Source organism: Aeromonas caviae (assembly GCF_000819785.1).
Taxonomy (GTDB): Bacteria; Pseudomonadota; Gammaproteobacteria; order Enterobacterales; family Aeromonadaceae; genus Aeromonas; species Aeromonas caviae.
The window spans coordinates 1-15160 of record NZ_CDBK01000014.1 but is presented as its reverse complement, the minus strand read 5'-3'; the positions used below and the strand labels follow the sequence as shown (position 1 = coordinate 15160).

The 15160-nt window shown below is 65.1% G+C and carries 16 protein-coding genes; 2 read left to right on the top strand and 14 right to left on the bottom strand.

Annotation, left to right across the window (positions count from 1 at the left end; all coding sequences use genetic code 11):
* Window positions 1-125 precede the first annotated feature (125 nt).
* Entirely contained in the window at window positions 126-464 is a 339-nt protein-coding gene (locus BN1120_RS01385; protein WP_042014425.1) for a DUF3135 domain-containing protein, read from the bottom strand.
* A 407-nt stretch (window positions 465-871) separates the two neighbouring features.
* Between BN1120_RS01385 and mog the strand changes: the two genes are divergently transcribed.
* Window positions 872-1402 (top strand): molybdopterin adenylyltransferase, encoded by a 531-nt coding sequence (gene mog, locus BN1120_RS01380; protein ID WP_042014423.1) that lies wholly within the window; start codon window positions 872-874, stop codon window positions 1400-1402.
* 31 nt (window positions 1403-1433) lie between these two features.
* Here the strand turns inward: mog and BN1120_RS01375 are convergent, their stop codons facing one another.
* Both BN1120_RS01375 and BN1120_RS01370 read right to left on the bottom strand, forming a co-directional pair.
* Window positions 1434-1781, bottom strand: coding sequence for a DUF2541 family protein (locus tag BN1120_RS01375; RefSeq protein ID WP_029314779.1), 348 nt, complete (start codon window positions 1779-1781; stop codon window positions 1434-1436).
* A gap of 207 nt (window positions 1782-1988) precedes the next feature.
* A complete protein-coding gene (locus tag BN1120_RS01370; protein ID WP_010675443.1) occupies window positions 1989-2744 on the bottom strand; it encodes a DNA/RNA non-specific endonuclease in 756 nt (251 codons plus the stop codon).
* A gap of 645 nt (window positions 2745-3389) precedes the next feature.
* Between BN1120_RS01370 and BN1120_RS01365 the strand changes: the two genes are divergently transcribed.
* Complete coding sequence (locus BN1120_RS01365) at window positions 3390-4115, top strand: carbonic anhydrase (RefSeq protein WP_039040335.1); 726 nt, start codon at window positions 3390-3392, stop codon at window positions 4113-4115.
* A gap of 73 nt (window positions 4116-4188) precedes the next feature.
* On the opposite strand, the gene BN1120_RS21650 is transcribed toward BN1120_RS01365, so the two are convergent.
* The 11 genes from BN1120_RS21650 to BN1120_RS01315 all read right to left on the bottom strand — a co-directional run.
* Complete coding sequence (locus BN1120_RS21650) at window positions 4189-4284, bottom strand: pseudouridine-5'-phosphate glycosidase (protein ID WP_145983761.1); 96 nt, start codon at window positions 4282-4284, stop codon at window positions 4189-4191.
* A 12-nt stretch (window positions 4285-4296) separates the two neighbouring features.
* Complete coding sequence (locus tag BN1120_RS01360; RefSeq protein WP_010675445.1) at window positions 4297-5205, bottom strand: pseudouridine-5'-phosphate glycosidase; 909 nt, start codon at window positions 5203-5205, stop codon at window positions 4297-4299.
* Window positions 5199-6290, bottom strand: coding sequence for a PfkB family carbohydrate kinase (locus tag BN1120_RS01355; RefSeq protein ID WP_042014421.1), 1092 nt, complete (start codon window positions 6288-6290; stop codon window positions 5199-5201). The genes BN1120_RS01360 and BN1120_RS01355 overlap by 7 nt, the downstream gene beginning before the upstream one ends.
* A gap of 144 nt (window positions 6291-6434) precedes the next feature.
* Window positions 6435-6794, bottom strand: a complete 360-nt coding sequence (gene nirD, locus BN1120_RS01350) for a nitrite reductase small subunit NirD (RefSeq protein WP_042014420.1) — start codon at window positions 6792-6794, stop codon at window positions 6435-6437.
* The gene (nirB, locus tag BN1120_RS01345) at window positions 6791-9373 is read right to left on the bottom strand and encodes a nitrite reductase large subunit NirB (RefSeq protein WP_080767844.1); all 2583 of its coding nucleotides are present in this window, start codon (window positions 9371-9373) and stop codon (window positions 6791-6793) included. Before nirB ends, nirD begins: the two co-directional genes overlap by 4 nt.
* A gap of 26 nt (window positions 9374-9399) precedes the next feature.
* On the bottom strand, window positions 9400-10221 hold the full coding sequence (locus tag BN1120_RS01340) for an ABC transporter ATP-binding protein (RefSeq protein WP_042014419.1): 822 nt from the start codon (window positions 10219-10221) through the stop codon (window positions 9400-9402).
* Window positions 10222-10313: 92 nt separating this feature from the next.
* Window positions 10314-11273, bottom strand: a complete 960-nt coding sequence (locus BN1120_RS01335; protein ID WP_042014418.1) for an ABC transporter permease — start codon at window positions 11271-11273, stop codon at window positions 10314-10316.
* A 14-nt stretch (window positions 11274-11287) separates the two neighbouring features.
* Window positions 11288-12643: a CmpA/NrtA family ABC transporter substrate-binding protein gene (locus BN1120_RS01330; RefSeq protein WP_042014417.1), complete on the bottom strand. Its 1356-nt coding sequence runs from the start codon at window positions 12641-12643 to the stop codon at window positions 11288-11290.
* 344 nt (window positions 12644-12987) lie between these two features.
* Entirely contained in the window at window positions 12988-13572 is a 585-nt protein-coding gene (locus BN1120_RS01325; RefSeq protein WP_010675452.1) for an ANTAR domain-containing response regulator, read from the bottom strand.
* Window positions 13573-13697: 125 nt separating this feature from the next.
* The gene (gene cobA, locus BN1120_RS01320) at window positions 13698-14456 is read right to left on the bottom strand and encodes a uroporphyrinogen-III C-methyltransferase (RefSeq protein ID WP_010675453.1); all 759 of its coding nucleotides are present in this window, start codon (window positions 14454-14456) and stop codon (window positions 13698-13700) included.
* A 28-nt stretch (window positions 14457-14484) separates the two neighbouring features.
* A partial coding sequence (locus tag BN1120_RS01315; RefSeq protein ID WP_042014414.1) for a (2Fe-2S)-binding protein occupies window positions 14485-15160 on the bottom strand: 676 nt, incomplete at its 5' end.

Here is a 15160-nt window from a genome sequence, read left to right as displayed (position 1 = left end):
CCGCCAGGGGAATATTTGCAGCAAATAAAAAACAATTCACCCAACTTGCTTAACAACTTGTTTGAGAAGGGGTGAGACAAATTAATAAACACCCTGTTTTTTTATATCTTGAACAGGGCCTTTAATTATTTCCGTTTCAGATAACTGGAAAACGCTATCACATTATCCGGCAGCGGGGGCTCTGCCATTTCCTGACAGGATTCGTTCTGCAGATCCAGAATGTGCTGGCGCATGGCGTAGACGGAGTCATGCATCATGTTGGCTATCCGGATGCAGCTGTCGAGGTTGTTTCTGGCCAGGCGGCGCTGGCAGTCGATGCGAAATTGCAGACCTCGCAGCCGACGTTGCCGCTCTGGCCCCACCTGGGCGATCAGGGTCTCTATCTGCTGGCGCAGCAGCGCGTCGAGTCGCTCCGGCTCGGCCAGCGCCCAGTACTTCAGGGTATCGAAATCAGGCAGCTCCATATACCCTCCTGGCCGGACCTCGCCCATGGAATGGAACGACGCCGGGCACATCACTATTTCACTGTCCCTAGGGAAGGTTATATAGGATGGTGGCGATTTTGGGTCATTCACCGCCGAGCCACAGGAGTCCGGTTTTTGGCACGAATTGCGTATCGTTGGCGGAAAAAATCATTTATTCCTTATGATTCATGAAATTAACCGAATCCGGCCTGCGTCAGTTTTTTTATAAAATTTCAGCGTCATTTTTCTCGGCCTTATTCCTTATTAACGGACTTTTCTCAAAATTGTTTTTCATTCGACTCTCCCCTAGGCTCGATGCCCTCCCCTTGTACCATCCTGCGGTTTAACATATCTCACTGATTATGTTATTTTATTTACCACTTTATTGCGGCAACCAAGGGCAGACCATGAGCAAGGCAAGAATCGGTATCGTCACCGTCAGCGATCGCGCCAGTGCAGGCATCTACGAAGATCTCTCCGGCAAGGCCATCATCGACACCCTGAACGCCTACCTGACCTCGGAATGGGAGCCCGTCTATCAGGTGATCCCCGACGAGCAGGAGCAGATTGAGGCGACCCTGGTTCGGCTGGTGGACGATGAGCAGTGCTGCCTTGTCGTTACCACGGGGGGCACAGGGCCGGCCAGGCGGGATGTGACCCCGGAGGCCACCGAGGCGGTGTGCGATCGCATGATGCCGGGCTTTGGCGAGCTGATGCGGGCCGAGTCCCTCAAGTTCGTGCCGACCGCCATCCTGTCGCGCCAGACCGCCGGCCTGCGCGGCAGCTCGCTCATCGTCAACCTGCCGGGCAAGCCCAAATCAATCCGCGAGTGCCTGGATGCGGTCTTCCCCGCCATCCCCTACTGCATCGACCTGATGGAAGGGCCCTATCTCGAGTGCGACGAGGCCATCATCAAACCGTTCCGCCCGAAGAAATAAGCACTGGGCGGGGATTTCCCCCGCCCTTTGCTCATTTGCGCCCGTACACCTTGACCCCCGCCCTGCTCCCTTCCGAATTGCCGTACACCTCGATGCGCTTGATGCAGAGTCGGCTGCCGAGGGATTGCCACCCCGACTCCTGATCCTCTCTCAACACTTTGTCGAAATAGAGGGTCTTGCTGCGATCGTTGCCGTAGAACACCTTGACCCGCTCCAGGGTCAACTCCCGCCCTGCCTTGACCATGATGGATTTGGTCGGCCGGCAGGCGAGCATGGGAATGATGGCGGGATGATCGCCGACCCCGAGCAGAATGGTCTGCCCCAAGCGGATATCCTCGTCGGCCATGGCGGGGGGAACAGCAGCCCCCAGCAGCGCCATGGGTACGCAGATGCGCAACGCGCGGGCAAGAGTGGACGAGGAGTGAAGGGAAAACAGCGCTGACATGATGCCTCCTGAAAAAAGGGGCATGATAAGGGCCCGATGCCAGACCCAAGCTGTACTGGCCCTGTACCAGGGGCCATGACAATGGCCGGAGGCCCGTGTGGGTAACGGGGGCCTGGGCCCCCGTTACCCCTGCCGGACGCGCTAACCGCCCCACATGGCCGACAGCCGCGACTCCATGGCCTCTTCCTGCTCATCCGGCAGCTCGGTGAAGAAGTCGAGCCCGGTCTGCTCCTCCACCTCATCCACTGTCACCACATAGTCCGCCAGCCTGCTGGCCGAGACGTTCTCTTGCGGCAGGATGAAGGCGATGGCCCGCTTGCCCGCCAGATCCATCACCACCCGGTAGTAGGCGTGGGGCACGGTCACGCCGTTGCCGATGGCGCCATCGGAGTGGGTGAAGATGGGGCCGGTGATCACCTGCACGCTCTTGTAGGTGATGGCCCACTGCCGGGTCTTCTCCTCCAGGATGCGCCATGCCCCCTGGTTGAGCGCCGGCAGTTGCGGGGTCATGTTGGTCAGCAGGAAGCTCTGCTTCATGGTGTTGGCGGTGGAGCGCATGTCCGCCGCCGGTGCCTGGTGGCCGCGGTCATAGCCCGAGCCCTTGTAGTCCGACAGGGTGGCGCGAAACTGCACCGGCACCTCCTTGTCCTCGGCGAAGGCATCCTTGCGCGGCACCTGACCCTGGGCGCTGGCGGCCGTCATCCGGTAAGAGACCCAGTCAGAGACCTTGGTGTCGTAGTTGTACCCGGCGGCATAGCCCTCCCGGCACAACAGCTGACTGGATTGACCGGGTACCCCCAGGGTGACGTGCTCCCCGCACTGGAATCCCGCCGCCAGGCTCGGGAAGGTGGTGAGAGTGAATCCGATAGCCAGAACTAATTTATTGATATTATTCATTATTATGCCACTCCTTGTGTTAGGCGGAGTGATTTGACACCAGGTCGGATGAGTAAGGCAATCGCACAAATAGCGAGCAATCCGGAAATGTGAAGAGGACGGCAAAACCGCAAACAAGGCGCCGCCAACCGGGGGATTGTCATCCCGCCGTCACTGTGCTGAGGGGGGGATTTCTCCAGCACTATCAGAGGGATAAGGGGTCAACACCGAGGCACTCTGTCAGCACAGCGCCCGGCTCCCCCCACGCACGCCCCTGACCGGGTCAGGGAATATCGAACAAATCCCAGCGAAATAAGGGATCCTCAAGCCCGATAATTAGTCCGCGCTTGTTTGCTCGAGATCAAACGGAGCCATGAAAAGCCCTCTAGAATCAGCCCGTCATCTATTTGGGGCGCCATGAAAGGGGGCCGTTCATTGCGAAAATGCCCGCAGGATTTCTCCTCCATGAATAAGCGGGCCCCGTTGCCGGAATACATCATGGCGCCGCCTCATGCCACGCTTCAAATAACGATGACGACAGACCTTTCATAACAATTAATCCGGTCTGGCACCGCGTACCCTGCGTTTCCAACGATGCCATTGATGAGGCCTTCCTGCCGGAAGGCCTGGAATGGTCGTGCTTTTCAATCAGGATAAGGATGCATGATGAAAAAGTCCCTGCTGGCTGGCGCCCTGCTGCTCTGCCCTGCCGCCTTTGCCGCCACCACACACTGGGAATACAGCGGCGAGGCCGGCCCGGCGAAATGGGCCAGCCTGACCCCGGAATATGGCCAGTGTGCCGGCAGCAACCAGTCGCCGGTCAACCTCTCGGGTCTGGTGAAGGCCGATCTGGCCCCCCTGCAGTTCCACTATCAGGCGGGTGGCAAGACGCTGGTCAACAACGGCCACACGGTGCAGGTCAACTATGCCCCCGGCAGCACCCTTGAGCTCGACGGCATGCACTTCGAGCTCAAGCAGTTCCACTTCCACGCCCCCAGCGAAAACCTCATCGAAGGCAGGTCCTACCCCCTGGAGGGTCACCTGGTCCATGCCAATGACAAGGGGGAGCTGGCGGTGGTCGCCGTGATGTTCGAGCCGGGCCAGGCCAATGGGGCCCTGAGCCAGGCCTGGCAGGTGTTGCCAGCCAAGGCGGGGGAGATCCATGCCTTCAAGGAACCCATCTCGGCAGAGCAACTGCTGCCCGCCCAGCACGACTACTACCGCTTCAGCGGGTCCCTGACCACCCCACCCTGCTCGGAAGGAGTGCGCTGGCTGGTGATGAAGGAGCCGGTCCAGGCCAGCCAGGCCCAGATCGATGCCTTCAAGGCGGTGATGCACCACCCCAACAACCGCCCCGTCCAACCTCTCAACGGGCGACTGGTGCTGGAATAAGGGGGTTATCTCACCGATTCGCGCAATAAAAAGAGGGCCTGTTGGCCCTCTTTTGCATCTTTCGCAAAGGTGTTTACAGGCTGGCAGCGATGCGCGCCCCCAGCTCGGCGTTGTTCAGCACCCGCTGGACATTAACTGCCATGGAGTTGCCACCGGTCAGCTCGCACACCCTGACAACCGATCACAGGCTGGCAGCGATGCGCGCCCCCAGTGCGGCGTTGTTCAGCACCAACTGGATATTGGCCGCCAGGGAGTTGCCACCGGTCAGCTCGCACACCCGGGCCAGCAGGAAGGGGGTGGACGCCTTGCCCTTCACCCCCTGCTCGTCCGCCTCTCGCAGTGCCTGGGCAATGGCGGCGTCGATGTCGGCCTTGGGCATGGCAAACTGGGTCGGGATCGGGTTGGCCACCACGGCGCCCCCGGCCAGCCCCAGCTCCCACTTCAGACGCAGTGCCTCGGCGATGGCCGCCGGGCTCTCCAGGCGGTAATCCACCTTGAAGCCGCTCTCCCGGGTGTAGAAGGCGGGCAGCTCCTCGGTCTGGTAGCCGATCACCGGCACCCCCTGGGTCTCCAGGTACTCCAGGGTCAGACCGATGTCGAGGATCGACTTGGCGCCGGCGCAGACCACGGCCACCGGGGTCTGGGCAAATTCCTGCAGGTCGGCCGAGATGTCGAAGGTCTCCTGGGCGCCGCGATGCACGCCGCCGATGCCGCCGGTGGCGAACACCCGGATCCCGGCCATGGCGGCAATGATCATGGTGGAGGCCACCGTGGTCGCCCCCAGCCCCTTGTTGGCCAGCACGAAGGGGATGTCGCGACGGCTGCACTTGGTGGCGGCGTGCCCGGCACGGCCCAGCGCCTCCAGGGCCCCCGCATCCAGACCCACCTTGAGGCGGCCATCGATGATGGCGATGGTGGCCGGCACGGCGCCGTTGTCCCGCACCACCTGCTCCACCTGGCGCGCCGTCTCCACGTTCTGGGGATAGGGCATGCCGTGGGAGATGATGGTGGACTCCAGGGCCACCACGGGCTTGCCGGCGGCCAGCGCGGCGGCAACTTCAGGTTGGATATCGAGGTAAGCGTTCAACATGGGTACTCCTCCAGCATGCGTTCAACGGCGGCCTTGGATAGGCCGGAAAAGACGGTATCGGAACAATTGACGGTGAGGGCGGCGCAACCGAGGGCGAACCGGGTTGTCTCCATGATGCCCTGCTCCTGCAACCAGGCGTGGGCCAGCCCTGCCATGAAGGCATCGCCGCCGCCGGTCACGTTGACGACCGGGCTGCCGAGCACGGGCAGATGGCCCTGGCAGGCCCCGTCGCTATAGAAGATCCCCTGATCGCCGAGGCTCAGGAAGAGCCGCTGCACCCCGGCGCGGTGGAACCAGGCCGCCGCCATGGGCCAGGTGTCGGGCCCGCCGATGGTGAAGCCGCACAGCTGCTCCGCCTCGGTGCGATTGGGTTTGAGGGTGTGGATGCGGTGCAGCCAGGGGCGGATCTTCTCCACCTTGGCCACCGACACTGTGTCCACGAAGATGATGTGCTCCCCCTGGCGCTCGAACAGCCAGTCCAGGGTGTGGGTAGCGAGGTTGGTGTCGAGCACCCAGAGCCGGGCCGCACCGAGAAAACCGCTCAGGGGGGTGAGCCGGGCCGGGGTGAGCTGCTCGATGATCCCCATGTCGTTGACGGCGCAGCTCATCTCGCCGCTGCCATCGTGCAGGCTGAGGTAGCAGGAGGTCGATTGACCCTCCAGTACCAGCACCTGGCGCACGTCGACCCCGGCGCGCTGGCTCACCTCCAGCAGGTGGTGGCCGTATTGATCGTTGCCCACCGCAGTCAGCAGGCGAGTATCGGTGCCAAGGCGCGCCAGGTTCTCGGCGATGTTGCGTCCCACCCCGCCGGCGGAGGTGCGTACCCGGCCCGGGTTGGAATCGCCGATGCGCAGGTTGTCGTGGCTGCAGCCACAGATATCCATGTTGGCGCCGCCTATCACCACGGCGTAGGGGCCTTCGCGCAGCACATAGCCGCGCCCCTGCACATAGCCCTGGCGCATCAGGCTGGAGATGTGGCTCGCCAGCGCGGAGCGGCTGATGCCGAGCCTGTCCGCCAGCTCCTGCTGGGCAATCATGGGATCCTGGCGCAGCAGGGCGAGGATCTCTTGCTCACGTTCCGTCATAGACAAACATCCAGTTGCAAACGTTTGTCCATTATTTCCGAAAAACGTTTTCCCGCCATCCTCTCGTACAAGAAATGTCGGGTCAGCCACAAAAAAATCACCGGGCAAGCCCGGTGATAGAAAAACGGTTTTCAGATGGGCCACTCACCCCAGCTGTACCCAGACCTCTCCGCCATCCAACCGCACCGGCCAGCAGGCGACGCTCAGGGCAGGATCGTCCAGACAGCGACCGTCCATCAGGGCGTAGCGCTGCTTGTAAAGGGGCGAGGCGACCACGGGCTCCCCACCGGCATCCCCCACCAGACCACGCCCCAGCACCGCCACGCCGGCCAGGGGATCCACCCCGTCCAGGGCATAGACATGCTCCCCGAGGCGAAACAGCGCCAGCACCCGCCCCTCCAGCCAGGCGCTGCGCCCGGCCTGCTCCGGCAGCGCCGCCAGCTCGCATACCCTATGCCAGGCTCCAGGTTCTGACTGTAAGGTCTCTTCTTTTATGTCGCTCATACCACCTCCTTGATAGCGATATCCGGCACCCATTGCCCCCGCTCCTCACGGCGCGGCGGCGTCTCGTCCTCGGGCCGGTTGACGAAGGCCTCGAACAGCTTGAGCTTGTCCGGATCCGCCAATGTGCTCTTCCACTCGCACTGCCAGGTGCCGACTATCCCCTCCATCATGGCCTCCAGCTCGGCACCGATGCCGAGCCTGTCCTCGATGATCACCGACTTTAGGTAGTCGAGCCCCCCTTCCATGTTCTCCATCCAGACCGAGGTGCGTTGCAGTCTGTCCCCGGTGCGCACGTAGAACATCAGCAGCCGGTCGATGTAGCGGATCAGGGTCTGCTCGTCGAGATCCGTGGCAAAGAGGTCGGCGTGGCGCGGCCGCATCCCGCCGTTGCCGCACACATAGAGGTTCCAGCCCCGCTCGGTGGCGATGACGCCGATGTCCTTGCTCTGGGCCTCGGCGCACTCCCGGGTGCAGCCTGAGACCGCAAACTTCAGCTTGTGTGGCGCCCGCAGCCCCTTGTAGCGGTGCTCCAGGGTCTGGGTCAGGGTCATGGAGTCCTGCACCCCGTAACGACACCAGGTGGAACCCACGCAGGACTTCACGGTGCGCACCGACTTGCCGTAGGCCTGACCGGTCTCAAAGCCCGCCGCCACCAGCTCGCCCCAGATGGCGGGCAGCTGGTCGACCCGGGCGCCGAAGAGATCGATGCGCTGGCCGCCGGTGATCTTGGTGTAGAGGCCGTACTTGCGCGCCACCTCGCCAATGGTGATGAGCCCCTCCGGGGTGATCTCCCCCCCCGGGATGCGCGGCACCACCGAATAGGTGCCGTCCTTTTGCAGGTTCGCAAGGAAGGCGTCGTTGGTATCCTGCAACGCGCGGTGGGGCTTCTCCAGCACGTGCTCGTTCCACAGCGACGCCAGGATGGAGGCCACCGTCGGCTTGCAGATGTCGCACCCCAGCCCCTGGCCGTGCTTGTCCCGCAGCGCCTCGAAGCTCTTCAGCTCGCCCACCCGGGCCAGGTGATAGAGCTCCTGACGGCCGTAGGCGAAGTGCTCGCACAACCCCTTGTCCGCCTCGACGCCAAGATCCGCCAGGGTCTGATCCACCACCTGCTTGAGCAGGTTGCTGCAACCGCCGCAACCCGTGCCGGCCTTGGTGCAGCTCTTCACCGCCGACAGCTCGTGATTGCCCGCCCGAACGGCGGCCACCACGTCCCCCTTGCTGACGTTGTGGCAGGAGCAGAGGATGGCGCTGTCCGGCAGCACCAGGGGCGCGGGGGCGGCCCCGACCTCCCCCACCAGCAGGGAGAGCGGCGGCTGGGGCAGCGCCACCCCGTTCTGGTAGTACTGCAGCAGCCGCTCGTAATCGGCTCCGTCCCCCACCAGGATGGCGCCGAGCAGGCGATTGCCCTCGCCGTCGGTCACCAGCTTCTTGTAGATGCCGTTGACCCTGTCCAGCAGCAGCAGCTCCTGGGCACCGGCGGTGCTGGCGTGGGCGTCGCCGATGGAGCCCACGTCCACCCCCATCAGCTTGAGCTTGGTGGACATGTCGGCCCCGATAAAGCGGGTCTCGCCACCACACAGGCTGGCCACGGCGACCCGGGCCATCTGGTACCCGGGAGCCACCAGGCCGAAGATGCGCCCCTGCCAGAGCGCGCACTCGCCGATGGCGAGGATGGCGGGATCCGAGCTGTGGCAGCCGTCGTCGATGCAGATGCCGCCGCGCTCCCCGACCTCCAGCCCGGATTGCCGGGCCAGGGTGTCGGCGGGTCGAATACCGGCGGAGAACAGCAGCACGTCGGTCTCAATGTGAGTGCCGTCCTTGAAGCGCAGGCGATGACGGGCCTGCTCCCCCTGCTCGATGCACTCGGTGGCTTTCTCCACCAGCACCTCGACCCCGAGGGCCTGGATCTTGTCCCGCAGCACGGCGCCGCCGCTCTCGTCGAGCTGCACCGGCATCAGCCTGGGGGCGAACTCCACCACCTGGGTCTTGAGGCCGAGCAGGCGCAGGGCGTTGGCCGCCTCCAGCCCCAGCAGGCCGCCACCGATGACCACGCCGCTGCGGGCCTGGGCGCAGGCATCGCGGATGGCGGCGAGATCCCCCAGGGTGCGATAGACGAAGCACCCCTCCCGCTGATGACCGGGGATGGGGGGCACGAAGGGGACAGAGCCGGTCGCCAGCACCAGACGGTCGTAAGGGAACTGCTCGCCGTTGGCCAGCGTCAGGGTGCGGGTGGCCCGGTCGAGCACCTCCACCTCGGCCCCCAGCCGCAGCGCAATGCCGCTCTCTTCATACCAGGCGGGGTCGGCCATGCGCAGGGCCTGGGGTGCCTTGCCGCCGAATACCTCGGAGAGGTGCACCCTGTCGTAGGCGGCGTCAGGCTCGGCGCCAAACACCGTCACATCGAACCGCTCGAGGCCGCCCGCCGCCACCAGCTGTTCGACGAAGTGGTGACCCACCATGCCGTTGCCCACCACCAGCAGCCGTTGCTTTGCGGTCTGTTCGGCGGAACCACTGTTCTGGCGACCGAGCAGGCCCATGCCGTCCTCTGTCACCCACTGTTGCTCTTTGTCAGTCATGTCTCTCTTCCTTGAATCCTGCGGGCTCAGGCGCGCAGCTTGCTGCGCACCTGCCCGGCTGCCTTGAGGGGGGTCACCTTGCGTTGCTTCTCGTAGAGGAAGCGCAGCACCTGCTGGCGCAGCTTGTGGTAGTGGGGATCGTCCGCCAGGGCGACCCTGTCTCTGGGCCTTGGCAGGTCGACGGTCAGGATCTCTCCGACCGTGGCGCTGGGGCCATTGGTCATCATGACGATGCGATCGGAGAGCAGCACTGCCTCGTCCACGTCGTGGGTGATCATGATGACGGTGTTGCCAAGCTCCGCCTGGATCGCCATCAGAGCATCCTGCAGATGGGCCCGGGTCAGGGCATCGAGGGCGCCGAACGGCTCGTCCATCAGCAGCACCTTGGGGGAGAGCGAGAGGGCGCGGGCGATGCCGACCCGCTGCTTCATCCCCCCCGACAGCTCGTGGGGCATCTTCTGGCTGGCGTGATCCATCTGCACCAGGGAGAGGTAGTAGTCCACCCGCTCCGCCACCGCCCGCTTGTCAGACTCCACCTGGGCCACCGCCAGCGCCACGTTCTGCTGGACGCTGAGCCAGGGCAGCAGGGCGTGGTTCTGGAACACCATGGCCCGCTCGGGCCCAGGCCCCGCCACCTCGCGACCATCGAGAATGATGCCCCCCAGGGTCGGCCCCAGCAGCCCGGCCACCAGGTTGAGGACGGTGCTCTTGCCGCAGCCCGAGTGACCGATGAGGGAGACGAACTCCCCCTTCTCGATGCGCAGGTTGACCCGGCTCAAGGCCTCGAAGCTGCCCTGCTCCGTCTCGAACGAGATGCCGACGTCGCTTATCTCCAGATAACTCTTCATTGGCTCTTCTCCTGCCTGAATAGAAATGTGATTAACGCAGTACCTGGCCACTGCTGCAGGGCCTGTGCTGTCTTGGCTGCCCACAGGCATCCCTAGCGCAATACCTGGCGCTTGTCCCAGGACAACCACTGCTGCAGGGCCAGCATGCCCCTGTCCAGGGCGCAGCCGATGAGGCCTATGGTGATCACCGCCACCATGATGCGGGCCAGGGACGAGGAGCCGCCGCTCTGGAACTCGTCCCACACGAACTTGCCGAGCCCCGGGTTCTGGGCCAGCATCTCCGCCGCGATCAGCACCATCCAGGCCACCCCCAGGGAGAGCCGCAACCCGGTGAAGATCATGGGCAGGGCGCCGGGCAGCACGATGCGTCGCACGTGGGTCACAAAGGAGAGGCGCAGCACCCGGCTGACGTTGTGCAGATCCCCATCCAGCCCCGCCACCCCCACCGCCGTGTTGATCAGGGTCGGCCAGAGGGAGCAGAGGGTCACCGTCAGGGCCGAGGTGAGGAAGGACTTGGCAAGCCAGGGGGCGGGATTGGCGTAGAGGGCGCTCACCACCAAGGTGATGAGGGGCAGCCAGGCCAGCGGCGACACCGGCTTGAGCAGCTGGATCACCGGGTTGGCTGCGCGATAGAGCCCCTGGTTCATGCCGAGCAGCACCCCGCACGGAATGGCGATCAGGGTCGCCAGCGCGAAGCCGCACAGCACGGTGAGCAGGCTGGTGGCTATCTGATCGAAGAAGGTGGGGCGCCCTGTGTAGGGACGCAGCTTCACCTCGGCCGCCGGATCCGCCGCCAGCCTTGCCGCATTGCGCACCTGCTGGCGTTCGAGGAAGGCCGCCGCCTTCTCCCGCTCCGCCAGGTGATCCTGCCCGAGGGACCAGAGCTGGCTGGCGGTGGCGAGCGGCCCCGGCAGGGTGCCCAGACTGGTCTGCACCTGGCTCGCCCCCCACTGCCAGAGGCCGAGGAAGAGCAGCACGCCGAGCAGGGGCTGCACCATGATTTTCCAGTTGATGGCTTTTAAATGGATGAGGGGCCATGTGTGTCGTTTCATCGGGATCTCCTTGCTCATTGCACCCGCTCATCGCCCTTGAGGCCGATGGCGAACTGTTGCAGGTAGGCGTTGGGGTGGCGGCCGTCGTAGATGAGGCCGTCGATGAAGCCATCCTGGGGGCCGCGATAGCCCTGCTCGCTGGCAAAGTCGGGGAAGTCACTGGCCTTGAGCTTGCCCTCGGCGATCAGCGCCTCGGCGGCCTGGCGATAGACGTCCGGTTGATAGACGGCCTTGGCCACCTGCTCGAACCAGGCGTCCGGCCTGGCCTCGGGGATCTGGCCCCAGCGCCGCATCTGGGTCAGATACCAGATGGCGTCGGAGTAGTAGGGATAGGTGGCGTGATGGCGGAAGAAGACGTTGAAATCCGGCACCTGGCGCTTGTCCCCCCTGGCGTACTCGAAGGTGCCCGTCATGGAGTTCGCGATCACCTGCTCGTCCGCCCCCACGTACTCGGGTTTGGCCAGCAGCTTGGCCGCCGCGCGCCGGTTGCCGTTGTCGTCTGCATCCAGCCACCAGGCCGCCCGCAGCAGCGCCTTCACCAGCCGCACATGGGTGTTGGGGTGACGTTCGGCCCACTGCCGGGTGACGCCGAACACCTTCTCCGGGTTGTTGCGCCAGATCTCGTTATCCGTGATGACGGGCACCCCTATGCCCCTGGCGACCGCCTGCTGGTTCCAGGGCTCCCCCACGCTGTAGCCGGCGATGGTGCCCGCCTCCAGGGTGGCGGGCATCTGGGGGGGCGGCGTCACCGACAGCAGCACGTCCGCCTGGCGCTGGCCCGAGTTGTCGCCGAGTCGGGGTGCATAGAAACCGGGGTGCAGGCCACCTGCCGCCAGCCAGTACCTCAGCTCGTAGTTGTGGGGGGAGACGGGGAAGACCATCCCCATGTTGAAGGGCTTACCCCCCTGGCGATACTCCGCCACCACGGGCTTGAGGGCGGCGGCGCTCACCGGGGGCGGCACCTGGCCCGCCTGCGGCCTGGGCAACTGGGGCGCCATGGCGGCCCAGACGCTGTTGGCCACCGTGATGGCGTTGCCGTTGAGATCCATGGCAAACGCCGTCACCAGCTCGGCCTGGGTGCCGATGCCGATGTGGGCCGCCAGGGGCTGGCCCGCCAGCATCTGGGCACCGTCCAGCTCGCCGTCTATCACCCGATCCAGCAGGATCTTCCAGTTCGCCTGGGCTTCGAGGGTGACGTAGAGTCCCTCATCCTCGAAATAGCCCCGCTCGTAGGCCACCGCCAGCGGCGCCATGTCGGTCAGCTTGATGAAGCCGAGCCTGAGCTCCTCCTGCTCCGGGGCTCCCAGTGCCAGCACCGGCAGCGACAGCGCCGCCAGCAGCAGCCCCGCACATCCTTGTCGTCCGTTCATTGCATCTCCTCCCTCGGTTCCGGGTCAAGGCCATGGCGCCAGGCTGCCTGGAATCGCAGTGCCACCTCGTTGCAGCGCTGCGACCCAAGGTGCGTCGCGACCAAAAAAAAGCCCCGCCGATCCGGGATCGGCGGGGCTTCTTTGCCCTGTTGCGGGTGAGTGACCTGACCGGCCCCTCACTGCGCATCGTTACTTCATTGCTATCGTGTTTTTGTTATTCACTTTCCGTGCCAGCTCGTCCAGGGTGCATCAGGCGGCCCTTTGCGGCCTGTGGTGCCCTGATCCTCCCTCAAATTTGCCTCAATTAGGCGCAGTTGCACCAAAACGGTTGGCCACGGGAGCGCTCAGGCGGGCAAAGCCTGCAGCAGTTGCCGCGCCAGCTCCCCCAGGCTCAGGTGACGGCTCATGGCGGTGCTGCGCATCAGGCGATAGGCCTCGTCCTCGTCCAGCCCCTGATGGCGCATCAGGCGTCCCTTGGCCTGCTCGATGAGCCGCCTATCCTCCAGCTTCTGGCGCAGCTCGCTCTCGGTCTGCATCAGGGCCTGCACCATGGCGAGCTGACTGCGGGCCAGGCGCAGCCACTGCTCCACCGGCTCACGCTCGCCGCAAGGGTGGGGCACCAGCAACACCCCCTGCTGCAACAGGGCGAGCTGGGTATCGCCCCCCAGCCGCTCGCAGAACAAGAGGCGCGGCATGTCGGGCCAAAGGGAGAGGCCAAGGCGTACCTCGGCGCTGAACTGGCGGCAACTGACGAGCAGGGCATCCCCCCTCTGCGTCGGAGTCAGCAACTGGCGGGTATCGAGGATCCCGGGCTGATGGCCGTAGTGACTGACCAGCAGGGCCAGGCGGTTCGCCTGGCCCGGGTCATCGGCGTGGATCAACAGCCGGGAAGCGGGGCCGTCCTGGCCCCGGGTGGAAAAAGTGGTCATGGCGCTCCTTGCCGGCGACGATCGCGTTCTGTCTGGCGAAAATACCGCAACATGAAGGCCAACTCTTTGAATCTACCTCCTTTTTATCTATCAGGAGGTAGTGGGGGTAGAGGGAAAATCGCCCCTCAGGCGACCCGTTCCAGGGCCTCCGTCAGCAGCCCCTGCAGCTCGGCGCGCAGCCGCACCACCTCCCCCATGATGATCAGCACCGGGCTCTGGCCCAGCAGGGCACGGGCGGCCTGCTCCAGGCCATCGAGCGTGGCCTCGTGCACCTGCTGGCGGGGGCTGCAGCCAGCCACCACCAGGGCCACCGGCAGCGCGCCCGGGGCCCCCGCCCTCAACATCCCTTCCCGAATGCGGGCCGCCCGCTCCAGCCCCATGTAGAACACCAGGGTGTGGCCCGCCCGGGTCAGCCCCTGCCAGCCCTGATAGTCGCGCTCGTCCATCAGGTGCCCCGTCACCAGGGTCAGAGAGCGGGCCAGCCCCCTGTGGGTCAGGGGAATGAAGCTGCTGGCGGCGCACCCCAGGGCCGCCGTGATCCCCGGCACCAGCTCGGCCTCGATGCCGTGCCGGGCCAGGTGCAGCGCCTCCTCGCCGCCGCGCCCGAACACCAGGGGATCCCCTCCCTTGAGGCGCACCACCCGCTTGCCCGTGCGGGCCAGGGCCAGCAGCAGGGCGTTGATCTCCTCCTGGGTCGGGCTCGGCTCACCGCAGCGCTTGCCCACGTCGAAGCGGGCCGCCCCGTGGGGAATGCGGGCCAGGATCTCGCTCCCCACCAGGCGGTCATAGACCACGACCTCTGCCGCCTCCAGACGGTGCAGGGCGCGCAGGGTCAACAATTCGAGGGGCCCGGGGCCCGCTCCCACCAGACTGATTTGGCTCATCTCAGGCTCCTTGTGTCCTGGCACCGCACTAAGCGGATGCCAGGAAAACATGTTTGATCAACAGCTTGTCGATTTCGGGCAGACAGGTGCCGCAGTTGCTGCCACAGCCGAGCAGGGCCTGCAGCCCCGCCAGCTCGCTCACCCCCTGCCGGGTGATGGCATCGACGATGCGCTGCTCCGAGACCCGCAGGCAGGAGCAGACCAGCCGGCTCTCCCCGGCCAGGGCCTGGCTCAGGGTCTGGCTCAGGGCCCCCGCCTGGAGCGGCGTGCCGAGCAGACTGGCCAGCAGGTCGACCTTGATGTCCGGGCGCCGCCCCCCCACCAGCAAGATGCCCTCGATGCGATCCCCTGCCAGGGCCACGGCCAGCCACCCCTCCTTCATGGGCAGCCTGAGCCAGTGCCCCTCGGCCCCCAGCCGTTGCCACAGGCGCTCTGTGCTCTCTGACCAGGAGGCCAGCAGGGTGCAGTTACCCTCGGGCAGGGGGCGCCTGGCCCACCAGTCCACCGGCTCGCGCCACTCACCACGGCCACACCAGAGCCCTTGCCAGCGGGTGAGCTGCGCCCTGGCCTGCACCCGCCCCTGTTTGAACATCGGCTGGCCGGAAAGGGGATCCACCACGGGGGCGATGAGGCGGTTGACCGCCCCCTGGCTGCACTGGCTGTCGGTCCAGTGCATGGGCAGGAAGGCCTCCCCCTCCCTGAGC